Origin of the sequence: uncultured Chloroflexus sp. (assembly GCF_938091255.1) — a bacterium.
Taxonomy (GTDB): Bacteria; Chloroflexota; Chloroflexia; order Chloroflexales; family Chloroflexaceae; genus Chloroflexus.
This window is the reverse complement of the sequence record NZ_CALLJH010000034.1, coordinates 35,133-57,994: the sequence shown is the minus strand read 5'-3', so window position 1 is coordinate 57,994 and position 22,862 is coordinate 35,133. Positions and strand designations below refer to the sequence as shown.

Here is a 22,862-nt window from a genome sequence, read left to right as displayed (position 1 = left end):
GGACGGGGGCCGGGGATGAAGGCTGTCAGCCCGCGCCATGGGAGTCATACTTGTCGCCCGAGCCGCATGCAATGATATAATCACCCTCGTCGCAATCATACGAGAGGTTTTCAACCCCTATGCAATCGTTCCTGCACGGTTTCAGCTATCCCTTCCGTGCTATCCGGCTAATTGCCGGTCAGCCCTTGCTCTGGCGCTATATTGCCATTCCAATTGGATTAAATCTGCTGGTGGGATTGGTACTCTACACAACCCTGTTGCTGGCCGGGTTCTCAGCGATTAATGCACTGCTGGCCGGTTGGCCGATATGGATCGAGTGGTTGGTGCGCGGTTTGCTGATCGTTGCGCTTTTCATTGGGTTAGGGTATCTGCTGGTGCGGTTCGGTGTAGTGCTCGGTTCGCCATTCTACAGCCGGCTTTCCGAGCTGCTCGAAGAACGGTTGCGCGGGGTTGCCATCACTGCGCCGCCGGCAACGCCGGCCAATATTGCGCGTGATCTGGGGCGCGCCCTCTCGTTTGAGCTGAAGAAGTTGCTGTTGACGCTCGCTATCGGTTTGCCTGCACTTTTGCTAAACCTGATCCCCGGCGTCGGTTCGGTTTTGGCGACGATCACCGGTATTGCGCTCGGCGCGACGATCACCTGCCTCGACTTCTTCGACCCGCCGCTCGAACGGCGGCGCTGGCGTTTTCGGGCCAAGCTCGGCTTTATCCGCCGTCATTTGCCGGCCAGCGCCGGTTTCGGTTTAATGTGTCTTGGATTGGTGAGCATTCCGCTCTTCAACTTGGTGGCGGTGCCGATCGGTATTACTGCCGGCACGCTTTTTTATTGCGATGTGGCCGAAACACATCGCCATTCGCCAGCCGGTCAAGCCCTAACGGCGCGTAGTGGGCCAGATCGGTAAACAGTGCCGGCGTTGCTTGCGCGCAACTGCTGAAAGCGGCATCGAGCGGCACCCGCGTGTCACGCACCTCTTGCGAGTCAGCAGGCACCGGCCCTAGTTCGGCGGTGTAGCAGTAGGGCCAGCCATAATGCTTGCCGCGCTCAACCTCGATCAGTACCTCTTCTGGCGGCAGATCGTTGCCCAAGCCATCGCTGCCGTTGTGCATGGCCCACAGCCTCCCGTCGGGAAAAAAATAACATCAACGCTATTGCGCAAGCCTTCGGCCCACACCGCACGTCGGCGTGGATCGGGATCGCTGGCGAATGGATTATCGGCGGGAATGTCGCCAACGAGTGTGTAGCGGAGGATGGCGGACCGGCGCGGATCGCCCTCGCTGCACCCGACGGTGATATTGCACTTCGAGCCGACCGACACATAGAGCATACCATCTGGGCCAATGCGGGCGGTGCGAGTTGAGTGACCACCGTCATCGGGCAGCCCGTCAACAATAACCGTTATTTCGCTGCTCTCGAACATCCCGTTGCTATCATTGTCGCGCAGCCGCCACACCGTGGCATTGCCGGCGGCGTAGAGATCGCCGTTATGCCATGCAAGGCTATGCCCGCCGGGCAGATTCGTAGCCATCAGCGTGATCCCATCCGCCCTCCCATCCACATTGGCGTCGGCCAGCCGCACAACCCGGTTGGCGCTCCGTTCGGCGACGTAGAGCGCGCCATCTGGCCCGATAGCCATCAGTTGCGGGCGATTCAACCCGCTCGTATAGAGCCGCACCGCGTACCCAGCAGCGACTTGCAACCGCGTACTGATTCTATTTCTGGTGGGATGGCCGGTGATCGAGCGATGAGCGGAAAGTGTAGCACATAGCTTGATTAGGCGAGGGTGATGGCGGTGAGCGTCAAGCCCATCGCAACTAGCGGGACAGCCAATGAGCGTTGCATACGTGTTAGCCTTTGGGTTGATGATACGGTACGCTCATCATACCAAATCAGCTAGCACGCTTACCAAACACATGCCCCGGTGTTGGCCTAGGTTAGAGATTGACAACATGCATAAATGCAGATATGCAACATCCCTTCTCCCACTATGTGGGAGAAGGGGAAGGAGGTGAGGACAACGATCGCTTACCGGTTCAACCGCGCCTTAATCTCTTCGGTCAGCAACGGCAAAATCTCATTGACATCACCGACCACGCCGAGCGTGGCAATACGGAAAATCGGCGCATCGGGGTCTTTGTTGATCGCCACGATCGTGCGGCTGGTACGCATGCCGGCCAGATGCTGGATCGCGCCGCTGACACCGGCAGCGATGTACAGTTTAGGGCTGACCGTCTTACCAGTTTGGCCGACCTGATGCTCATACGGTACCCAGCCATCGTCCACGATCGCGCGCGAGGCACCGTATGCCCCACCCAACGCCTCGGCCAGCGGCGGAATCAGGCGGTAATAGTTGTCTTTGTTGCCCAACCCGCGCCCGCCGGTAACGATAATCGCTGCATCGGTCAGGTTAACTGCGCCGGCCTTCGGCGCTACCGCATGCACCTCTGTGCGCGGGTTGAGGTTTGCAACCGCTAATTCCGTGACCGGTGCGCGGCGATCGGGCTGGGCTGTGGCTTCGGGGAAGCTCTGCTTGCGCACCAGCGCCACCACTGGCTTGCCGGCGGCAAACCGGTAGGTGTTGATCACATTGCCGCCGTGCGACGGGCGTGTCGCCCGGATCGCGCCATCCTCCACTTGCAGATCGGTTGCGTCAACCACCAACCCGGCATTGAGATCGGTAGCCAGCGCCGCGCCGAAATCGCGCATCTGGAAACTCGTTCCGGCCAGAATCAGCGCCGGATTGCACGCCTGCACCGCGGCCATCGCCGCTGCAACGTAACCATCGGTGGTGTACTGGGCCAGCGCCGGGGCATTGACGGTATAGACCTGATCGGCGCCAAACTGGCCGGCCCGCGCCGCGACGGCGGTCGTGGGGCCAATGGCCAACGCCGCCAGCGAACCGCCCAATGCATCGGCCAATTGCCGTCCTTTGCCGAGCAATTCGCGCGAAATGGCGGCCAGATCATCGCCAACCGCTTCGAGAATAACCAACACGTTGCTCATGATCGGCTCCTTTCCGCGCTTAAATCACCTGATACTCCAGCAGCTTATCGACCAGTTTGCGCACCTTGGCGGCGGCATCGGGGCCATCGATCATCTCGCCCTTCGGGCGCGGCGGCGGCGGCACCCGCTCGGCCAATTGAGCAGCCGGAGCCAGATCGGCGGCGTTCAACCCCAGATCAGATGCCGTCCACACCGGCGGCTCAATCTTGGCTACCCGCTTGATCTTGAGCAACGACGGATAACGCGGCTCGTTAATGTCCTTGATCACCGACATCACTGCCGGTAAGCGGCAAGACACCGTCTCGATCACGTTTTCGAGGTGGCGTTCAACTTTGATCGAACCTCCCGGCTGCAACTCAAGCACCTTGCCGACGTAGGTCAACTGGGGCCAGCCAAGCAAGCGAGCCAGTGCCGGCGCGAACGCGCCGCTCTCATCGTCGGTGCTATTGCGACCGGTTATGACTACATCAACGTCGCCGAGCTTACGGATCGCGGCAGCGGCCACTCGCGCGGCGGCAATCGTATCAAGCTGAGCAAAATCCGGATCGCTCAGCAACAGCGCATCGGTTGCACCCATTGCCAGCGCCCGTCGCAACTGCTCAACCCATTCGGAAGTGCCGATCGATAGCGCCGTCACCTTGCCGCCATGCTGCTCGTTCCAGCGAATCCCCTCTTCGAGCGCATATTCATCGAAGAGGTTAATGATCTTCTCAATCCCCTCTGCGTCAATGGTCAGATCGGGCCGGATCTTGACCGAATTGTCGCGGGGGACCTGCTTGAGACACACCACGATGTGCATGCTATGGCCTCCTTCGTACCATGGAGCGGTAACGCACTGCATTATAGCAGAGTGTTAGCCAGCGAGACTCAGCGCAGCCGGAATATCACGGGCAAACCGAAACAGATCCGGTGGCATATCAGCAAGGCGCAGTGCCTGTTCGGGCCGGGTGCCGACCAAAATGCTTTGCGCGCCGAGCAGCCGCGTCCCTCGCCCAACCCGGATTAGCGTCGCGATACTGTGCTCATCAAGCGTCGCCAGACCATTGATATCAATCACCACCGTGCGCGCCCGCCGTTGTTGAGTCGCGTTAAGGACAGTCTGCTCAAGTTGTTTGCTACGTTCGGCGTCGAGATGGCCGACCAGCGGCACAAAGATCGTCTGCGGGCCGAGTGGTGTTATCGGTAGACTGAGTGCCCGGATCGTCGCTTGCAATTGCAATTCGCGCTCAAGCTGGGCTTGCTGAGCCTGTATAGCGGCAGCGAGTTGCTGTTGGCGATTGTGATTCGTGTCGAGGAGATACTGGAAAGCATTGCGCAGCCGTTGTAATTGGTTGATCGAACTAACGGCGCTAAGCTGGCCGTGATCATCAGTGTGCGCCAAACGTTCAGCATCAGCGGTCAGCCAATCGACACTCTTGCCAACCTGCCAGATCAACGATACGGCCAAGGCAAGCGCGATTAACACTGCCGCGCCGACCACGGCTGATGCAATCCAGAACCCTTCGTTAGCGATCCGTTCGAGTGCTGCTATTCGCTGTAGGTAATACGTTTGGTACTCGCGTTGCGCACCGATTGCCAAGCTGTGAATGGCCCGGATATTGCGATGGTAATCAGTAGAACTAATCAACTCTTGGGCGCGTTGGCGATCGCCGCGATCAAGGAAGACCAACGCAGCATTATGCTGCTCAACCATCGCATTATAGCGCGCCACAAGTTCTAGCTCGATAAACCCCCGATCGAGTTGTGTGTAGGTTTCAAAAAACTTGTGCGCTTCAGCGCGAATCTGCTCGATCCGTCTCCGATCAAGATCACGTCCAGCGATCAGTTCGCTAATGTGATACTGTTCAAGCAAAATGAGCGATTCACCTTGGGCTACTTTCACGAGATCGCTGGCGCTGCGATCAACTGCTGCAACCGCCGCGGTTACTCGTTGCTGTGAGTAAAGAGCGATCACACCAATGAGTGCTAGCGCCACGAGCAGCGGTGAAAGTGAGAGAATGAGGCGTGCGCGTAGATCCATAGCAATGCTCGGTTGATGAGTCAGTCGTTGTTTAACCAATCTTTCACCAGTATTGTACCATCTCTGCTGCGGCTGGTTGCATCGTTGGAGCGCGTGCGCTTCCCTGCTATAATACGGCGGAACGAGTGAGCATCATTTCTCAGACCAGAAACGAGTAGCGCCATGGCCAAAATATTGCAACACCTGCCGGTTGGGGAGAAGATCGGCATTGCCTTTTCTGGCGGCCTTGACACCAGCGCCGCGATCCACTGGATGCGCGCCAAAGGCGCGATCCCCTACGCCTATACCGCTCATCTTGGCCAGCCCGACGAACCTGATTACGAAGATATTCCGCGCCGGGCCTTAATGTACGGCGCTGAGGCGGCGCGCCTGATCGATTGCCGCCACCAGTTGGTGGCCGAGGGCTTGGCCGCGCTCCAGTGCGGTGCGTTCCACATTTCCACCGCTGGTTTGCCCTATTTTAACACTACCCCACTGGGCCGCGCTGTTACTGGCACGATGCTGGTGGCGGCGATGCGTGAAGATGGCGTCAATATTTGGGGTGATGGCAGCACCTACAAGGGCAATGATATTGAGCGGTTCTACCGTTACGGCCTGCTTGTTAACCCCGATTTGCGCATCTATAAGCCATGGCTTGACCAAGCCTTTATCGACGAATTGGGCGGGCGGGCCGAGATGTCGGCCTATCTGAGCCGGGCTGGTCTTGAATACCGCATGCCGGCTGAAAAGGCCTATTCGACCGACTCGAATATGCTGGGCGCGACTCACGAGGCTAAGGATCTCGAATTCCTCGACCGCAATATCACGATTGTCAACCCGATTATGGGAGTCGCCTTCTGGCGCTCTGACGTGCAGATCGAGTATGAAGAGGTACGGATTACCTTTGAAGAGGGCTTTCCGGTGGCGATTAACGGCGTGACCTTCCCTGATCATGTCGCCTTAATGGCCGAGGCCAATCGGATTGGCGGGCGGCATGGGCTGGGCATGAGTGATCAGATCGAGAATCGGATTATCGAGGCCAAGAGCCGCGGGATCTACGAAGCGCCGGGTATGGCGTTGCTCTTCATCGCTTACGAGCGGTTGGTGACCGGTATTCACAACGAAGATACCATTGATCAGTACCGCGAGTACGGGCGCAAACTGGGCCGTTTGCTCTACGCCGGGCGCTGGTTTGATCCGCAGGCGATGATGATCCGCGAATCGTTGCAGCGCTGGGTGGCGCGCTTGATCACCGGTGAAGTGACAATCGGTCTGCGTCGTGGCAATGATTACTCGATTCTCGATACCAGTTCACCGAACCTGACGTATGATCCGAGCCGGTTGACGATGGAGAAGGGCGAAGCCAGCTTTACCCCGCAAGACCGGATTGGCCAGTTGCATATGCGCAATAACGATATTGCTGACACGCGCAAGAAGCTGATGGTCTACTTGCGCACCGGTTTGCTCGGCGATAGTGGGGTGTTGCCGCAGCTCGCCCCGCCGGCTGGCGCAGAGGATGCACCATCAGCGTGAACCATACGCTGCCGCGCTTTCCTTGCTTGTGCTTGATGATGCAGACACGTAAACGCCCCCTTTTCCCGCACTGTGGGAGAAGGGGGCAAAGGGGACGAGGGCCAATCATCCCAACCGATTCGTGTTGGTTGAGTTTTTTCGCGGCTATGACCGCTTCGTCAACGCCGCCTGCAACGTGCTAAACGTGCGAATATTGCTCAAATCCACCCCAAGCGAAACCAGCGTCTGGGCCACTTCGGGTCGGATACCAGCCAGCATCACCCGCGTCCCCATCAACCGTGCCGCTTCCACTAACTGAATCAGCCCCTTGGCCACCTGTGTATCGATCACCGGTACGCCGGTGACATCGATCAGCAGTTCATGCGCACCGGTCTGTTCAATCTGTTCAAGGGCATGCTGCTGCATATTACTCAGGCGCGCAGTGTCAATTGCGCCGATCAGCGGCATCACGAGAGTTGTATCGCGCACTGGCAGCACCGGCACGCTTAGCTCGCGAATAACTTGCCGCTGTTGTTCATTCTCGGCTAGCAAGCGGGCCTGTTCCGCCGCACGCAGCTCAAGATCGCGCAAAGCGGTTTGCAACGCCGACGTGCGCTGCGCGACTTGCGTTTCCAAGCTGGCATTCAACTCTGCCAACCGAGCCGCGCTCTGCCGTGCCTCCTCGCGCAGCCGCCGTGCCTCTTGCAATGCGCTATCGGTAATGTTTCCGCCGACAAAGATGAAGAGCGCAGCGCCGATTTGCAAAAAGATCGCCGCCGCCTCTAGTGAGGTTTCCAGCGCGTCGGCGAACAGCGGTATTCCGGCAATGCTCCACGCAGTGAATAACCCCACGACATTGATCGCCAAGACCATCCATATCAGTGCCGGGCGCAGCGCTAAGCCGGCTACGAGCAAGACAAGAATCAGATAAAACGGTGAGGTAAATGGGCTGGTTGGCGAGGCTTTAATCGCGATTGAAGCTAAGATGGGCAGGATAATAAAGGTGATTAACATGAAACCGCCGAGATTGACCCGGCCCAATCGGGTAACGACGATAGTACCAAGATAGGCGGTTATTCCAATCGCAATAATGATAACCCCGCTGAGCGCAGCATCGTTAAGGAAGCTGATCGGAATGGCCAGCACTGCTAACCCAATCATCACCAGCGCCATCACGATCGTGGTGCGACCTCGGCGCAGATCGTCTTCATTCGTGCTTTGGATCTGGGTTAGCCACGTAAAGAAGGATTGCATAGCGGCTCCTGCAAGCATGCGTGAGGAACGATCTGTAATCTCAATGATACCTGTTCCGGTATCGCGTTGCTAAGTGCTGCATGTTGTCTAACTACCTACCGTTGAACTAACGCTGCCTGTAATGTGCTCGCAGTGCGAATCTCTTGGGGGTTAATACCGAGACTCACCAAGATCTGTGCTGCTTCCGGTCTGATTCCAGCCAATGTGACCTGCGCTCCCATCAGCCGGGCAGAGGCGACGAGGTGCAGCAAGCCTTGCGCAACCTGTGGATCGATGGTCGGTACGCCAGTGATATCGAGCAGCAGATCGTGCGCGCCGGTCTGGGCAATCTGGCGGAGCGCCTGTCGTTGCAGATCGGCGAGCCGCGCCGGATCGAGCGGGCCAATCAGTGGCATGACCAAGGTCATATCGCGCATCGACAAGATTCGGTACGCTCAGATCGCGGATGACCTGCTGCCGCTGCTCACTCTCGGCTAGCAAGCGGGCTTGTGCCGCCACGTGCTGCTCGAGATCGCGCAACGTCGTTTCCAATGCTGCGGTACGCTCCGCGATTTCCGTTTCCAACTTAGCATTGAGCGCTGTGAACCGGCAGGCGTTCCGGCTTGCCTCTTCGTGCAACCGGCACGTTTCACGCAACGCCTGCTTAGTCGTGCGCCCGCCAACGAAGGCAAAGAGAGTCGTGCCAGACAGCAACAAGATCGCGACATTTTGGAGCGCGCCTTCAGAGGGGCTGACCAACAGCGGAATGCCAGTAAGCTGCCATGCCCTGAGCAAGCCGGACAGATTGAAGAGGAACGTTATCCACACCAATGCCGGTTTGAGCACTAACCAAGCGATGATGATGGGAAAGGTCAGAAAGAAGGGAGAACTGTAAGAGGTGGCGTTATCGTTTGCAGAGCCAAACGTGGCCATCAGTGTGAGCAATGAAATAGTGACTACAAAGATGACCCCGCTTACCGCTACCAACCCTCTTTGGGCAAGAATCGTCACCGTCGTGTAAACGACCAGCCCGATCAGATTGATCGCGATAAGCTCAAATGTGGTTTGCGTCACTGTAATCACCACTAACGGAATCGCGATGATCGCCATGGCATTGACAAACAGCGCTAATACCACAATGATCCGCCCGCGCCGGACAATATCTTCGTTAGTGTGCTGAATCTGCATCAACCATGGGAGCAACGATCCCATTCTACCTCCTCCGAAGATAGAGCTGCGTAACGTGGCTTGCCAACCTTATTGTACATCGTCACTGAGTTGAAATAGCTTTTTCCAATGTAGATTAGTACGCTGCTCCTATCTCTTGTCGTCGCCGTATGCCCCTCCTTGTATCGCAACGACGGGACTCTTTCGCCCCTCGGAATCTGCACCTCGGCAAGCTACAGTGAAATCAAGAAACGGCTTTGCCACTCACTCTCATTCTATCCGAGCGAGGCCGCTATGCGTACTAAACTTCTTCTCAGCCTGCTGCTTTGCTTAGTCTTAGCGCCTATCGTTACCCTTCAGGCTGCTCCTAGTACGGAACCCAACCTACCGCTGCCGGCTGATGATGTATTGCTTGCCCCAGCGCCGGCATCACTCGCGTTTGCCGTCGATGATGAACAAGACCTGCGCTTGCCGAGCCAATACCTTGCTGGCCGGGTTGCAGTACGCATCGTGTTGCCAGAAAGCACTGGCGCACTTGATCGTTCAAGCGAAGATTGGACTGAGACCCAGATCGAACAGGTTATGGCTGAAGTTCGTGCTGCCCTCGATTGGTGGCGCGAACGGTTGCCAGCGGCTCGGCTTGAGTTTGATGTAGTAGTGCAAGTTGTGCCAACCCGCTACGAGCCGATCCGCTATGGCTTGGCGCAAGAGGGTCTTTGGATTAGTGATGTCTTGCGGACATTGGGCTACACGAGCAACAACTATTTTGAGCAAGCCTTCCAAGCCGTGTTTGACTTGCGTGACCAGCGTGGCGCTGATTGGGCAACAATGATCTTTATTGTCAATAGTGCGCGTGATGATGGTTACTTCGCCGATGGCCGCTTCGCGTATGCGTATCTCCATGGCCCCTTTAGTGTGGTCACTTCTGACGGCGGCCCGTATACTACGCAGTGGCTGCGCGCAGTGATTGCCCACGAATTCGCCCATCTCTTTGGCGCGCTTGATCAGTACAGCGCCGCCGGAGTCAGGTGTGATCAGCACAGCGGTTATCTGTTCACCCCCACGACCAACAGTATGTTCAATGACTGTGGTACAAACGAACCGAGCATCATGCGCGAACTGATCAACAGCTTTGTCAACGGCGCGATTGACGCCTCGGCGCGGGCGCAGCTTGGGTATCGCGATAGCGATGGCGATGGGATCATTGATGTGCTCGATACGATGCCGTCGCTGACGCTTACTACCGTACAGCAAGAACCGGGCCAGCGTCCGCTGGTTGAGCTGGTGGCGCGTGATGTGCCATACCCCTCGCCGGTGCAACCTGATGCCACCATTAATCCAATCACTGCGATAGAGTATCGTGTGGATCAGAGCGACTGGCAATTCGTTGAGCCAGTGGATGGTACGTACAATAGTGTTCGTGAGCTGGCGCAGATTGAGCTGCCACTCTACGATGGCGAGTATGTGGTTGAGTTTCGCGCACTCAATCTAGCCGGCAATGCCTCTGCGATCATCACGCAAACGGTGACGGTCAGCGGGCTTGGGCCGGCGCCGGAATACCGCTTGTCTACGCCGGCCTATCTCAATGGCCAGCATCTCATTATTCACGCGCAAGCGCCAGCAGCGACCAAAGCGGTTGAAATCAGCACGCGCCGTGACTTTGCCAATGCGATGCGCCTGCCATACGCGTCCGAGATTGCGCTGCCGTTAGACAGTGTGCCCTCGCTTACCGCCAATACGGATCTCCTGACTACGATGTACGTGCGCTTTATCGATGGAGCTGGCTGGCCGTCGCTGGCCTACGCCGTGCCAATTGAAACGCCTCCGGCGCAACACCACGTGCTGATCCCGCTCGTATCGCGGTAATCTGGATCATATCAACGCTGATACGCAACCGCCGGCCAATCGCAAAGTATGGCCGGCGCAAAATTTTGCAAAAAGTGTTACCGTCTCGGGTTTGCCAAACCGGTATACTACGGTTGTCGATCCTGTGGTAGTTTGGAGAGGAATGCAGTATGCGTTATACTCGCCATCTCAGCCTGTTACTGCTGGTTGGAGTGCTACTGACTGGCTGGCTTGCCGTGGCGCCGGTCGCACAATCGGCGAACCCATCGGTCTTTGGCGCGAATACCCACATCGCCGCTAGCTACCCCTTCCCCGACTCGCTGAACCGACCCGCCGATGTGATTGCCCAGAGCGGTTTGGGCTGGGTGCGCGAGGAGTTTCAATGGGGCCGGATCGAACCACGTCCCGGCCAATTTGATTGGACGTTCACCGATCGGGCGGTGAATGAATTAGTGCAACGCGGCGTCAACATCGTCGGCCTGCTCAACCCGGCGGTGGGTTGGGGCACACCCGATCCGGCTGACGACAACATCCCGCCTGAGCAAGGCAGCTTTTACCCGCCTGATCCGCAACTCTTTGCCAAGTTTGCCGCTACTGTAGTCAACCGATACAAAGACCGGGTGCGCTACTGGCAGGTGTGGAACGAACCAGACAACCCAGTATACTGGCGGCCCTCACCCAACCCGGCAGCGTATGCTGGGCTGTTGCGCGCAGTCTATCCTGCCATCAAAGGCGCTGATCCGGGGGCAATGGTGCTGGCAGCCGGTATTGTCTCGCCTGAACCAGCCGGATCGTTCTTGCAAGTCATCGCCGACAACGGCGCGTGGAACTCATTCGACATCATTGCGCTGCATCCCTATACCGATCCGCTTGGCCCGGAGGCTGGCTCGATTGATACGGTCGGGATCGGCGCGATTCAGACGTTAGCCGCCCGGCTCGGCCCCAAACCGATTTGGGTGACCGAATTCGGCTGGGCCGACAGCCCGACCGATCGCACCGGCGAGCGGGCGTTTGATGGGGAAACGCAGGCAAACTATCTGATCCGGGCGATGGCGCTGTTGCGGCAGGCTGGCGTCGAGCGGATCATCATGTACCGCTTCAAAGACATGCAACTGCGCAACGGCACGCCGTTTAACGCCTATGGCCTCTTGCGCTACGGCAGTGGGCAAGGCGATTATAGCCAATTCAAACCAGCCTTCAACGCCTTTCGCACGCTTAACCAGCAGGTAGGCGGGCGGCAGCCGCTCGGTTTGCGCCGGTTGAGCGAAGCGCGGGTCGCGTTTGACTTTGAGCGAGCGATCGCGTGGCAGACCTTCCCCGCCGGTAATGGCTCGATTAGCCAGAGCAGCGCGCAAGTGCGCAGCGGCGGCAGTGCGGCTGAGGTGCGGTATCGTTTCACCACTGCTGGCAACGATTACGTCAGCTTCACGCCGCGCGAAGCCATTACGTTCCCTGCCGGCACGACCCAAATTGGGCTTTGGGTGTATGGCGACGGCAGCAGTTTCGATCTCAAAGTGCAACTGCGCGATGCGCAAGGCGAAATTCTGCAATACCGGCTCGGCAAGATCGGCCCTCCCGGCTGGCAGGAACTGGTGGCGGCGGTGAATGGCCCCGTCGAGCCGGGCAACCAGATTCGCTTTGTCGATGGCAAACTCGACGGCGAGATTGCGTTGCAGGCGATCGTGATTGACGACGACCCCGACAGCCGCACCGGTGAGGGCGTGATGTACCTCGACGATCTGACCGGCTACAGTGGGCCGGAAGCCTACGCTGCCCGCTTTGCCGCTGATCGCGGTGTGGTCGAAGTCATCTGGGCAGTGGATGGTGGGCAGGTGCGCATCCCTAGTGCCGATACCGAAGTAACGATCATTGACCGCGATGGCAGCCAGCGTCGGCAAGCCGCAGCGGGAGGAGTTCTGACTCTTGATGTCGGCCCGCGCCCGATCTACCTCATCTACCAGCCGGGAGCGGCTCAGCCGCAGCCGCAGCCACCGTCGCCACCGCAGCCTCCGGTGAGCGGCGGCTTTGTGCCGGCCAATGGCGCCTTTGCCGACGATGCGATGCGCAACGTCTGGCAGCGCACTGACCAACCGGTGGCTGGCGGCGCGCCGGGTCTGCGCCCGCGTTCGTGGATTTGGGGGCCGCAACCGATTAGCGGCGCGATGCGCGAACCATACGTGCAAAGCCCCGGTGGTAGCCGCTTAGTGCAATATTTTGACAAGAGCCGGATGGAGATCAACAACCCGGAGGCACCACGCAACCAGTGGTACGTCACAAACGGTTTGCTCGTCGTCGAGATGTTGACCGGGCGGGTACAGCTTGGCGATGCCCAATTTGAAGAGCGCGCGCCGGCCACCGAAGCAGTAGCCGGCGATCCGGCCAGCATCAATCCCAACGCACCCACCTATGCTACGTTGCGCAACGTCGCCTTCCCGGTCAACCAACACCGCGCACCCGATCAAACCGGGCAAGTTGTGACCGCCTTCCTCAACCGCGACGGCTTGGTGGTTGATCGACCCGATCTGGCCCGCTACGACGTGCGGATTGGCAGTTACGAATCGACTCTCGGCCACAATATCCCGCAAGTCTTCCTCGACTACTTCGCCCAACAGGGAGTCGTGTTTGAGAATGGCCGGTATGTGAACCGCCAGATCATCGACTGGCTCTTCGTGATGGGCTTGCCAATTAGCGAACCATATTGGGCGCGAGTTAAGGTCGGCGGCATTGAGAAAGATGTGCTGATGCAGGCCTTTGAACGGCGGGTGCTGACCTACACTCCTGACAACGATCCGAATTGGCGGGTCGAGATGGGTAATGTCGGACAGCATTATGTGCGCTGGCGGTACGGCCCGTAAGGGTATCGCGACGCGATACCCTTACACCCTTACGGGCCGCTACATGGCGGGGCAATGTTACATCATTGCCTCGCTGTGCTATTGTATTCTGCGGTATAATTACTTGCACCTACTTGACAGGGGTGCAGGAATGAGGTATAGTTGTGCTTGAAAAGGTTGTATATAAAACAATGTCTAGCACAACTATTGTCATCAAGCGCAGGGAAGGGAAACATCCCCAAATACCCTTTGGCTAGCTCCTTGCCTGACAACGGCGAGTAGCAACGCCGGCCTCTTATTCATACGTGTTCTCCTTCTCGGCTGCGCGTGATGCGCTCCTGTTACATGAACAGAAAGGAGGTGGATCGGATTCAATCGCTGCATACCGCTCAGTTACTGCCGGATTCGTTTACCCATTATCACAAATTTTCCTTTACCGTGCTGTCGTCGTCGTAGACACAGTTAAGGAGTACAACCGTGAATGCAATGAAGCGTGCCTTGATCGCAGTGTTTCTCGCCGCAGCCATGATGCTTGTGGCGTGTGGCGGCGGCCAGACCGCGCAGCCGACCGCTGCTCCGGCTGCGCAGCCGACCGCTGCTCCGGCTACGCAGCCGACCGCTGCTCCGGCTGCGCAGCAAGTGACCATCCGTATTTGGCACCAGTGGGATGGCGCCTACCTCACCGCGATTGAGCAGGCGTTCCGCGACTACGAGGCTTCACACCCAAACGTAAAGATTGACCTCTCGAAGCCCGAAGACGTGAGCAACGCGCTCAACGTGGCTATCCCGGCCGGTGAAGGCCCCGATATCATCGGTTGGGCCAATGACCAGATTGGCCAGCAGGCGCTGGTAGGTAATATCGTCGCCCTCAATGACTACGGTATCACCGAAGATTTCCTGCGCAGCACTTACGAGCCAGCGGCAGTCAACGGTGTGATCTGGCAAGACAAGATCTGGGCGCTGCCAGAGACGCAGGAAGGTATTGCGCTGATCTATAACAAGAAGGTGATCGGCGATATGAAGCTGCCGGGCACCCTCGATGAGCTGTTGCAGATGGCGAAGGATTTCCGCGCGGCCAACCCCGACAAGACGCTGGTCTGCAATCAGGGCTTTGGCGGCAGCGATGCCTATCACGTTGCGCCGATCTACTTCGGCTATGGCGTGCCCAGCTACGTTGACGATGAGGGCAATGTCTACGTTAATACCCCTGAAATGATCAAGGGCGGCGAGTGGCTGGCCGAAATGAGCAAAGTCTCGTTCAGCGAGCAGAGCTACGACATCTGCAAGGCAGCGCTGGCTGAAGGCAAAGCGGCGATGTGGTGGACCGGCCCGTGGGCGATTGCCGGTATCGAACAAGATGGTGTTGATTACGGCATTCTGCCGCTGGGCAAGCCGTTCGTCGGCATTAAGACCCTTATGCTGACCCGCAATGCGGTTGAGCGCGGCAATGCTGAAGTGGCGCTTGACATCATGAAATACTTCACCAGCGCCGAGGTACAGGCAAAGCTGGCGCTGACCAACAAGACGGTGCCGGCGGCGACTGTAGCATTGCAGAATCCGGAAGTGGCGGCGTTGCCGACGCTGGCGGGCTTTGGCGCGGCGTTGAATGCTGGTGTGCCAATGGCTAACACGCCGTTTGCCTCGGCCCAGTGGGGTCCGGTGGGTGATGCGAGCGTGGCCATTTGGACGGGCACGCAGTCGCCGGCTGACGCGCTGGCTGCTGCTGCGCAGGCGATTGAAGCTGCGATTATGCAGATGAAGTAAGTGGCGGTGCGGGGTGAGAATTGCTTTCTTACCCCGCAGTATTGTCAATGGCGATTATCAACTTGAGCCGGACAACAGTGTCCGGCTCACTAACTACCGCCGCGCCGGTCGGGCGCCCGGCAGCCGCTCAACGGCCTTCCGGTTGCTTCCAGTGAGGTAACGCACATGGTGTCGTGGTCTAATCGCCGTAAGGCGCTCACCGTTTTGCTCTTTACCGGTCCTACCATTATTGGTATTCTGCTGTTTAATATTTATCCTATTCTGCTCAGCGTCTATACCTCGTTTACCAATCGTAATCGCTTCCGCCCCAATCCCGATTGCGAAATCTTCCTCACCGGTTTGCTTGACCCGTTGTGTTGGCCGCAGTTCCGCACCAGTACGCCAGTAGGTCTAGGGCAGCCGTACCGCTTGCAAGACCCAATCTACGCTAATTACGCGAATCTGATTGGTAACCTCTTCACGCCGGAAGCGCTCGGCGCTATGGTGGCGATTGCCCTCTGCTTCGTACCGCTGATTGCTGCTTCATTTGTTAATCGTCGCCTCAACCAGATGTTAGAACCGCCGGTTGCGCCGTCGATGGTATGGCTGGGGGCGTTAGTGTTGGGCTTCATTCTGGCCGCCGTGGTCAATGTGGCGCAAGCGTATGACACCCTGATGCGTACTGGCGATTTTGTAGTGGTGGTTTTCCGTACCTTGCTCTTCGTGATCGCGCGGGTACCGTTTAGCTTTTTGCTCGGCTTAACGTTTGCGTTGATCTTGAATAGTGATAACCTTCCCGGACGCACCCTCTTCCGGGTGTTGCTGTTTGTGCCATGGGCAGCCTCATCACTGGCGATTTTGATGGCCCTGATTTGGCAGTTCTTCTTTCGCGAGCAAGGCACGCTCAATCAAGTGTTGACTTTGTTCGGTTTTTCCGGGATGTCATGGTTGCGTGATCCGGTAAGTGCGTTTTTGATTGTGGTGCTGGTCGATACGTGGTTCTCGTACCCCTTCTTTATGATTGTGATCCTCGGCGCGTTACAGTCGGTGCCTCGTGATGTTTATGAAGCGGCTGAACTTGATGGCGCGTCGTGGTGGCAACAATTAACGCGCATTACCTTGCCGTTGATCCGGCCAGCGGTATTGCCGGCCACGGTGCTGACCTCGATCACCGCGTTTCAGATGTTTGGCACGGTGTGGGCCATCACGCAGGGCGGCCCAATTAGCGAGGTTGGCCGGCCCGGCGCAACTGAGTTTGTGATTGTCTACGCTTATAAGCAAATCTTCCAAACCCAGAATTACGGGAATGCGACTGCCTTTGCCGTCATTCTCTTCATCTTCCTCTTCACCGCGACGCTCTACAGCCTGCGGCTGACGCGCATCACGAAAGGGGCTTACGAGTCATGATCCGCAAACCTACTCGACCAGTCCTCATCTTGCAGTACACTATCCTCATTCTCGGGGTGTTGTTTGCTGTCTACCCGCTGTGGTTTGCTTTTCTGGCTTCGGGCCGCACCGGCGACCGGCTGTATACACTCAACCTGCTTGGGATGTTTATCCCTACCGAGTGGACGTTTGAGAATTATCGAGCGATGATCTTTGACCGGCCGCTACTGACGTGGTTGCGGAATAGCTTGTATGTGGCGGGTGTGACAACAGTCGCCTCGCTGGTGATTACCACCTCGGCGGCGTTTGCGTTTTCGCGGTTTAAGTTTTATGGTCGCGAGTTTGCCCTCATCCTCCTGTTGGCTATTCAAACCTTCCCCGGTGTCTTGAGTCTCGTCGCAGTGGCACAGTTGCTGACGGCGCTCGGCTTATACGGCAAGCACGAAGGTCTGATCCTTGCTTACACAACCGGCACGCTGGTTTTTAGCACGTGGAATATGAAGGGCTATTTCGATACGATCCCAATCGAGCTAGAAGAAGCTGCAATGATTGATGGCTGCGGGCCGATCCAGTCATTTATCTTGATCGCGTTGCCGCTGGCGCGTCCGGCTTTAGCGGTTACGGCCCTGCTTGGCTTTCTGGCTGGTTGGGGTGATTATATCTTTGCCTCAGTGTTGGTGCCGGCTCCCGACAATATGAAGTTAGTGGTACCCGGTCTCTTCAGCTTGGCCAACAGCCAGAGCGTGCCGTGGGGCAACTTTGCCGCCGGCGGGTTGTTGATTATTCTGCCAACGATCATTGTCTTCTTGATGCTCCAGCGCTTCCTCGTGTCGGGGTTGACGGTTGGCGGTGTTAAGGGATAAACAACCGTGAACGCTACTGTATCGCGCGGCTGGCTGATCAGCGTGATTGTGCTGGCCGCGCTGCTCCGTTTGTGGGCCGCGTTAGCGCTGCCGCCCGATTTTGATGAGCCGGTGTATGTAGGGGCGGCGCTCGATTATGCGCGCCTGATCCGGCAGGGCGATTGGATGGGAGTGATCGATTATCCCGGCAATCGCCAGCATCCGGCGCTCTCCAAGCTGGTCTACGCCGGTGGGGCGCTGCTGTTGGGCGAGAGCGCCAACCAAACGACTGTTCTCTTAGTGGCGCGATTGATTTCGGCGCTGTTTGGCACACTCGCAGTTGCGTTGTTGGCGTTCAGCGCCGGCCCGCTGGCCGCCGGCTTACTTGCCGTCCATACCCTAACGATCAAATACACGGCGCAGGCGTATCTTGAGGCGCTGCCGCTGGCGCTTGTGGTGGCGGCCATCGGCGCATGGCAACACGCTTGCCAGCCAGCAACGCGCCACCGGCGTAGATGGTTATGGATCGGTACCATGGCATGGGGTTTGGCAACGGCGGCCAAGATGTCCTACACGATTGTTGCTCTGCCGGCGATGATCATGCTTGCGCTGGCTGCGTTGCGCGTTGAGATAACTGCACAGCCGCAAGAACGCAGGGGGTTGGTATGGTATGCGCTGCGGTTGGGGGAGGTGGCCGGCCTTGCATTGCTTATTTTCGCGCTTGCTAACCCAACGATCTGGCGTGAGCCGGTGACTCGCCTCACTACCATGGCCGGTTTCTGGACGGCGTACACCCACGGGAGCGAGGTGCAAGTCGCCGGCTATCCGTGGTACCAACCACTGATCTGGATCGCGACAGCGCCGGCGGTTGAATGGCACCCCGAAGTCTTCTTCTTCCCCGGCCCTGATCCTTGGCTGACCCTGCTGGCCTTGATCGGTCTGCCCGCCGCGTGGCGCAATCCGCAACGCCGCTATCTTGCCGTCTGGTTCGTGAGCGGCTTGCTGATCCTGCTCTGGTGGCCGGTTAAATGGCCGCAGTATGCGCTCACGCTGGTCATTCCCATTGCGCTGTTGGCGGCGCCGGTCTTGGGCCGGATCGTAACGTGGCTGCGCGATCTGGATGAGTATTGGGGTTGGAGCGAGATCATGTTTCTACGACCGCCCCGCTCTGCGTGGATCGCGCTGGCGCTTTTGATTGGGTTTATCGCTGCCGTCTACGGCACAGCATTAGTGATGGTTACGCTCGGAAGTATTGGCTGGAACGCGATCGTGCCGGGCGCCGGCGGGTTGCCGCCGGGAGCGGTATACGCTATTCAACCGTTGCGCGATGGGCGCGTGGCGATAGGTAGTGAGACCGGGTTGGTCATCTGGCAAGCACCGGCAGTGAGCGAAGATCCACCGCTTTGGACACGCCTGCCACTAGGGCGAGTCTATGCATTGGCCGAGACCGAATCCGGCTTGTGGGCAGCAAGTAATCGTGGCTTAGCATTAGTAGCTGCTGATGGGAGCTGGGAGTGGCAGACGCCAACGCTCGGCGGCCAGCGCGATCTGGTGGTCCGCACGGTCGTCGCTGGCCCAGACGGCACGCTCTGGCTAGGCACTAGCTCCGGCGGCGCAGTGCGTTATGCTGATGGGCGCTGGCAGCCGTTGCCTCAAGCGGTGCGCGGCGGTTTGGCGCTTGCGATTGCACTCGATCCCGCCGGCACAGTGTGGTTTGGCGGGCTTGGCGTCGTCAGCCGCTACACGCCGGCCACCGGTGGCTGGCAGCATTTTGATCGCGCCGATGGGTTCGGCGGGGCAGGAATCTCGGCTATTCTGGTTGATCACAACGGCATCGTGTGGGTAGCGACGCTGGGTGAAGGTCTAGCGCGGTGGGATGGTACGCGCTGGGAGTGGTTGACCACCGCCAACCGACAGTTGCCGGCGCAGACGATCACGACCTTACTCGAGCCGGCTCCTAACGAACTATGGGTCGGCGCGGCCCGTCCGCTCACCACCGGCGGTTTTCTGCTCCGTTACGATGGCCACACGTGGCGCAACTTTCTACCGCGCAACTCTGGTTTTACCGGCGCTGAACCGCTGGCGTTGGCAGTTGATCAGCGACGGGTGCTCTGGATCGGCACCCGCGCCGATGGGGTGATCACATACCAGTTAGGGCGGTAATATTGCAGCGATGGCCTAGCGGGCCATCTTGACAAAAGGAAATAGGATGCCTCTTGTTCGCCATACGACTATCACGAGCCGTTACGTTCCATCACGCCCCGTTGATGTCTGGACGCCGGCAGCGATTGGTGATCAACGCCTGCCGGTTATCTACATGCACGACGGCCAAAATCTGTTTGATCCCGCCCTCCGGACCGATGGCGAGGTCTGGGCGGTTGATCGGGCGATTGAACGGCTGCGCGCCGAGCGAGGCTGGCCCGGCGCGATTGTGGTTGGGATTTGGTGTACCGATCGACGCTGGCGCGAGTACGCACCGCAACAACCGTTCGCGGCCCTCCGCCAGACGCGCGGTTGGGAAGGCATTATCGAGCGAATGGGCGGCGAGCCGGTGTCGGATATGTATCTGGCCTATCTGGTCGAAGAGATTAAGCCGTTTATTGATGCTCACTATCCTACCCTGCCCGATCAAGCCAATACCTTCATTATGGGATCGAGCATGGGCGGGTTGATCTCGCTCTACGGTCTCTGCCGCTATCCAGCAGTCTTTCACGGTGCGGGGTGTCTCTCGACCCACTGGCCGGTGGGCGGCAATATCTTGGTTGATGAACTAGCTGCGCTCTTGCCGCCACCGGGCCGCCACCGCTTCTACTTCGATTACGGCACGGTTGGCCTTGACGCCGAATATGAGCCGTTCCAGCAGAGGATGGACGAGTGGATGCGGCGGGCTGGTTACCAGCACGGTCACGATTGGATCACGCGCAAATTTCCCGGCGCGGATCACAACGAGGCGGCATGGCGGGCGCGGGTGGCTGAGGTGATCGCGTTTGTGGCGTTGGGAGGAGATAAATAGCGGTATGCAATGACATGGTGCGTCTGTCATTGCGAGGGCGCGCAGCCCCCGCAGCCGCAACATACGGGAGATGGGAGGACAGGAAGCACGCCTGCGCAGGATTCATCCGTGCTCGCGGGAGATTGCTTCGCCGCACTGCACACGGCTTGCAACGACAACCGGCGAGCGGGCAGCGGCTTGTCGGGCCGACCTATTCCTGCCGCTCAAACAGCGGTATCTGTGCCAGCGGCGCCGGTACATTGGTCAAGAGCGCTGGCCCCTGATGGATCGCGCCGCTCCAGTAATCGCGCCAGACGCCTGCCGGCAGATAGACATCGCGTTGGCGCTGGCCCGGCTGCACCACCGGCGCCACGAGGTAGCGTGCGCCGAGCAGGAATTGGTCGTTGCAGCGCAGCGCCTGCTCATTGGTAGGATCGTGCCAGAACAGCGGACGCACTAGGGGCGTGCCATCACGCAGGTTTTCATCAATCAGTTCAGCGAGATACGTGTCGAGTTCAGTGTGCAAGTGGGCATACTGTCGGCAGATGGCGTCAACTTCAGCGCCGTACTGCCACGGATGGACGCTGAATTGCATGGTTGGCAACAATGCGCTCAGTTGCGTCCAACGCACCATAAGTTCGCCGTCGGGCACTTCATCTTGGTAGGCGTTGCCGCCGATCATGTCGGGCAAAACGAACGGAAAGCCGCAGACACTGAGAGTTAGTGCCTGCGTCAGCACGCTGTGCAAGCCGTTATCAATTCCCCAGCGGCTCCACTTATCCCACTCGCGAAAGAGGATGCCGCGGCGCTGGCTGCGCCAACCGGCACGCACTTCAGTGTAGGCGAAGTGGTCGGCAACAAACTCGGTGTAGCGGTCGGCGTAGCGACGGCGCGGTTCACGTGCATAGCAGATGGCGTCGGGCGGGATGAAGTTGGCTTCGCCGGCGTCAAACTTGAAGCCGTCAACCCCGGTTTCAGCTTGCAACGCGCGCAGTTCGCTCAGCCACCACGCCACCGCTTCAGGATTGGTCAAGTCGAGCACACCGCCGTAGCCTTGCCACCAGCGCACGAGATAGGGCGAGCCATCAGCGGGATGGCGAATCAGGTAGCCGCGCCGGGTGGCGACGGCAAAGGCCGGATCGACTGGATCGAAAAAGATCGGCGTCCAGAGCGTGACCTTAAAACCAGCGGCGTGTAACTCGTCAATCATTGCCCGCGGATCGGGAAATTTGTGTTGGTCGAACACATACGCGCCATAGCCGCGCTGCCAACGGTCATCGATTTCAAGCACTGAGTAAGGGTAGCCGCGAGCAACGATTTGAGTGGCGAACTCAGTCACATCGCGCTGGGTGACGTGCATCTTATAATGCGCCCACGTTGTCCAGATCGGGCGAGCGAAGAGATCGCGCGGCGGGGCGGCGGTCGGGCGACCAAGCAACGGCAATGAGGCATAGAACGCAGCCGGAGCATTGGCGGCTAGAATGACGTGGCTGGCGAGGCTGGGGCCGGGCGCCGCATAGCGTTCGTCAAAGCCAAGGTTGGGCGGCGACGGCGCTTCGCGGCTGGTAATGCGCAACAAGCCGTCTCCCGCTCGATCCATCGTCACCGCTAACTCGCCATCGCTCTCCTCAAGCAAGATTGCCGTGCCAGCAGCATTGAGCCAGAAAGGGGTAGCGATGTTCAACGTCCCATCGCGGCCATGATCGATCGGCTCGAACGGATCGGAAACGACTGGCGCGCGATCGAGCGGCCAGTGTTGGAAGATACGTTCGCCCATGCCATACCATGGCCGGCCCGGATCGAGCTGCCATTCGACGCGCACGGCGTGGAGGTGGGGTGGCCCCGACCAGACCAAGCGAAACCCGGTCGGCGTGGCTTCGATCTCGGCGCGCAACGTGATTTCCGGGCGCGTGGTGGTGTAATGAATACGGGCATGGTGCAAGGTGACGTTGGCGCTGGCGACGCCGGTGATCGGGAAATCAACGCCATAGGCGTGGGCTACTGCGCCGTAGCCCTGTAGCACCTCGCGCCCTTCGTGGAAAAAGGCCATCCGGCCAGCGTTATCGATCACAACCGTGCCGGCTGGACTGTGCAATTCATGTCGCATTGCCGTCTCTCCGTCTACGTGCCGCAGACGCCAATTGTCTACGGGTAGCGGCATTGTAGCATGAGCGGGCGGGGGTAAGATAACTCATAGGCACCACGTGGTGCGGCAGTTTGACTGCCGCACTCCAAGTAAAACCGCGATATTATGTACTCAACACGCACCCGCTTCGATACTCGATAGCGACGCCGTATGTACCGCACG

The 22,862-nt window shown here is 58.6% G+C and carries 17 protein-coding genes; 9 read left to right on the top strand and 8 right to left on the bottom strand.

The features are described 5' to 3' along the window. Positions 1–119: 119 nt before the first annotated feature. Positions 120–902 (top strand): EI24 domain-containing protein, encoded by a 783-nt coding sequence (locus tag Q1A00_RS12355; protein ID WP_298402388.1) that lies wholly within the window; start codon positions 120–122, stop codon positions 900–902. Here Q1A00_RS12355 and Q1A00_RS12350 read toward each other — a convergent pair. The 5 genes from Q1A00_RS12350 to Q1A00_RS12330 form a co-directional block, all read right to left on the bottom strand. Next, the gene (locus Q1A00_RS12350) at positions 805–1,107 is read right to left on the bottom strand and encodes a hypothetical protein (protein ID WP_298402387.1); all 303 of its coding nucleotides are present in this window, start codon (positions 1,105–1,107) and stop codon (positions 805–807) included. The genes Q1A00_RS12355 and Q1A00_RS12350 overlap by 98 nt on opposite strands. Further along, entirely contained in the window at positions 1,053–1,697 is a 645-nt protein-coding gene (locus tag Q1A00_RS12345; RefSeq protein ID WP_298402385.1) for a PQQ-dependent sugar dehydrogenase, read from the bottom strand. The genes Q1A00_RS12350 and Q1A00_RS12345 overlap by 55 nt, the downstream gene beginning before the upstream one ends. A gap of 326 nt (positions 1,698–2,023) precedes the next feature. Continuing rightward, positions 2,024–3,001, bottom strand: a complete 978-nt coding sequence (locus tag Q1A00_RS12340) for an electron transfer flavoprotein subunit alpha/FixB family protein (RefSeq protein WP_298402383.1) — start codon at positions 2,999–3,001, stop codon at positions 2,024–2,026. 19 nt (positions 3,002–3,020) lie between these two features. Further along, positions 3,021–3,800 carry an electron transfer flavoprotein subunit beta/FixA family protein gene (locus Q1A00_RS12335; protein ID WP_298402381.1) on the bottom strand — a complete coding sequence of 260 codons (780 nt, stop codon included), beginning with the start codon at positions 3,798–3,800 and terminating at the stop codon, positions 3,021–3,023. Between the two features lie 54 nt (positions 3,801–3,854). After that, on the bottom strand, positions 3,855–5,021 hold the full coding sequence (locus tag Q1A00_RS12330; protein WP_298402379.1) for an STAS domain-containing protein: 1,167 nt from the start codon (positions 5,019–5,021) through the stop codon (positions 3,855–3,857). A 162-nt stretch (positions 5,022–5,183) separates the two neighbouring features. Between Q1A00_RS12330 and argG the strand changes: the two genes are divergently transcribed. Continuing rightward, positions 5,184–6,533: an argininosuccinate synthase gene (gene argG / locus Q1A00_RS12325; protein WP_298402377.1), complete on the top strand. Its 1,350-nt coding sequence runs from the start codon at positions 5,184–5,186 to the stop codon at positions 6,531–6,533. 144 nt (positions 6,534–6,677) lie between these two features. On the opposite strand, the gene Q1A00_RS12320 is transcribed toward argG, so the two are convergent. Both Q1A00_RS12320 and Q1A00_RS12315 read right to left on the bottom strand, forming a co-directional pair. Continuing rightward, a complete protein-coding gene (locus tag Q1A00_RS12320; protein ID WP_299757082.1) occupies positions 6,678–7,766 on the bottom strand; it encodes an STAS domain-containing protein in 1,089 nt (362 codons plus the stop codon). Positions 7,767–7,861: 95 nt separating this feature from the next. Further along, positions 7,862–8,161: an STAS domain-containing protein gene (locus Q1A00_RS12315; protein WP_298482014.1), complete on the bottom strand. Its 300-nt coding sequence runs from the start codon at positions 8,159–8,161 to the stop codon at positions 7,862–7,864. 1,045 nt (positions 8,162–9,206) lie between these two features. Here Q1A00_RS12315 and Q1A00_RS12310 point away from each other — a divergent pair. The 7 genes from Q1A00_RS12310 (at position 9,207) to Q1A00_RS12280 (ending at position 20,575) form a co-directional block, all read left to right on the top strand. Next, the gene (locus Q1A00_RS12310; protein WP_299757079.1) at positions 9,207–10,778 is read left to right on the top strand and encodes a hypothetical protein; all 1,572 of its coding nucleotides are present in this window, start codon (positions 9,207–9,209) and stop codon (positions 10,776–10,778) included. A gap of 149 nt (positions 10,779–10,927) precedes the next feature. Further along, on the top strand, positions 10,928–13,612 hold the full coding sequence (locus Q1A00_RS12305) for a flagellar filament outer layer protein FlaA (protein WP_298402372.1): 2,685 nt from the start codon (positions 10,928–10,930) through the stop codon (positions 13,610–13,612). A 465-nt stretch (positions 13,613–14,077) separates the two neighbouring features. Continuing rightward, positions 14,078–15,355 (top strand): extracellular solute-binding protein, encoded by a 1,278-nt coding sequence (locus Q1A00_RS12300; RefSeq protein ID WP_299757090.1) that lies wholly within the window; start codon positions 14,078–14,080, stop codon positions 15,353–15,355. A gap of 165 nt (positions 15,356–15,520) precedes the next feature. Further along, positions 15,521–16,741: a carbohydrate ABC transporter permease gene (locus Q1A00_RS12295; protein ID WP_298402370.1), complete on the top strand. Its 1,221-nt coding sequence runs from the start codon at positions 15,521–15,523 to the stop codon at positions 16,739–16,741. Then, a complete protein-coding gene (locus Q1A00_RS12290) occupies positions 16,738–17,583 on the top strand; it encodes a sugar ABC transporter permease (RefSeq protein ID WP_298402368.1) in 846 nt (281 codons plus the stop codon). Before Q1A00_RS12295 ends, Q1A00_RS12290 begins: the two co-directional genes overlap by 4 nt. Positions 17,584–17,589: 6 nt before the next feature. Then, the gene (locus Q1A00_RS12285; protein WP_299757074.1) at positions 17,590–19,725 is read left to right on the top strand and encodes a transcriptional regulator; all 2,136 of its coding nucleotides are present in this window, start codon (positions 17,590–17,592) and stop codon (positions 19,723–19,725) included. Between the two features lie 46 nt (positions 19,726–19,771). After that, a complete protein-coding gene (locus Q1A00_RS12280) occupies positions 19,772–20,575 on the top strand; it encodes an alpha/beta hydrolase-fold protein (protein ID WP_299757071.1) in 804 nt (267 codons plus the stop codon). 190 nt (positions 20,576–20,765) lie between these two features. Here Q1A00_RS12280 and Q1A00_RS12275 read toward each other — a convergent pair whose 3' ends face one another. Then, a complete protein-coding gene (locus tag Q1A00_RS12275; protein WP_298402362.1) occupies positions 20,766–22,661 on the bottom strand; it encodes a glycoside hydrolase family 31 protein in 1,896 nt (631 codons plus the stop codon). Between the last annotated feature and the right edge of the window lie 201 nt (positions 22,662–22,862).

What these genes read in the sequence shown, in the direction of transcription:
- Q1A00_RS12275 (WP_298402362.1), bottom strand. Translation starts at nt 22,661, where the DNA reads ATGCGACATGAATTGCACAGTCCAGCCGGCACGGTTGTGATCGATAAC.
- Q1A00_RS12290 (WP_298402368.1), top strand. Translation starts at nt 16,738, where the DNA reads ATGATCCGCAAACCTACTCGACCAGTCCTCATCTTGCAGTACACTATC.
- Q1A00_RS12350 (WP_298402387.1), bottom strand. Translation starts at nt 1,107, where the DNA reads ATGCACAACGGCAGCGATGGCTTGGGCAACGATCTGCCGCCAGAAGAG.
- Q1A00_RS12330 (WP_298402379.1), bottom strand. Translation starts at nt 5,021, where the DNA reads ATGGATCTACGCGCACGCCTCATTCTCTCACTTTCACCGCTGCTCGTG.
- Q1A00_RS12320 (WP_299757082.1), bottom strand. Translation starts at nt 7,766, where the DNA reads ATGCAATCCTTCTTTACGTGGCTAACCCAGATCCAAAGCACGAATGAA.
- Q1A00_RS12280 (WP_299757071.1), top strand. Translation starts at nt 19,772, where the DNA reads ATGCCTCTTGTTCGCCATACGACTATCACGAGCCGTTACGTTCCATCA.
- Q1A00_RS12310 (WP_299757079.1), top strand. Translation starts at nt 9,207, where the DNA reads ATGCGTACTAAACTTCTTCTCAGCCTGCTGCTTTGCTTAGTCTTAGCG.
- Q1A00_RS12335 (WP_298402381.1), bottom strand. Translation starts at nt 3,800, where the DNA reads ATGCACATCGTGGTGTGTCTCAAGCAGGTCCCCCGCGACAATTCGGTC.
- argG (WP_298402377.1), top strand. Translation starts at nt 5,184, where the DNA reads ATGGCCAAAATATTGCAACACCTGCCGGTTGGGGAGAAGATCGGCATT.
- Q1A00_RS12315 (WP_298482014.1), bottom strand. Translation starts at nt 8,161, where the DNA reads ATGCCACTGATTGGCCCGCTCGATCCGGCGCGGCTCGCCGATCTGCAA.
- Q1A00_RS12300 (WP_299757090.1), top strand. Translation starts at nt 14,078, where the DNA reads ATGAAGCGTGCCTTGATCGCAGTGTTTCTCGCCGCAGCCATGATGCTT.
- Q1A00_RS12305 (WP_298402372.1), top strand. Translation starts at nt 10,928, where the DNA reads ATGCGTTATACTCGCCATCTCAGCCTGTTACTGCTGGTTGGAGTGCTA.
- Q1A00_RS12340 (WP_298402383.1), bottom strand. Translation starts at nt 3,001, where the DNA reads ATGAGCAACGTGTTGGTTATTCTCGAAGCGGTTGGCGATGATCTGGCC.
- Q1A00_RS12355 (WP_298402388.1), top strand. Translation starts at nt 120, where the DNA reads ATGCAATCGTTCCTGCACGGTTTCAGCTATCCCTTCCGTGCTATCCGG.
- Q1A00_RS12295 (WP_298402370.1), top strand. Translation starts at nt 15,521, where the DNA reads ATGGTGTCGTGGTCTAATCGCCGTAAGGCGCTCACCGTTTTGCTCTTT.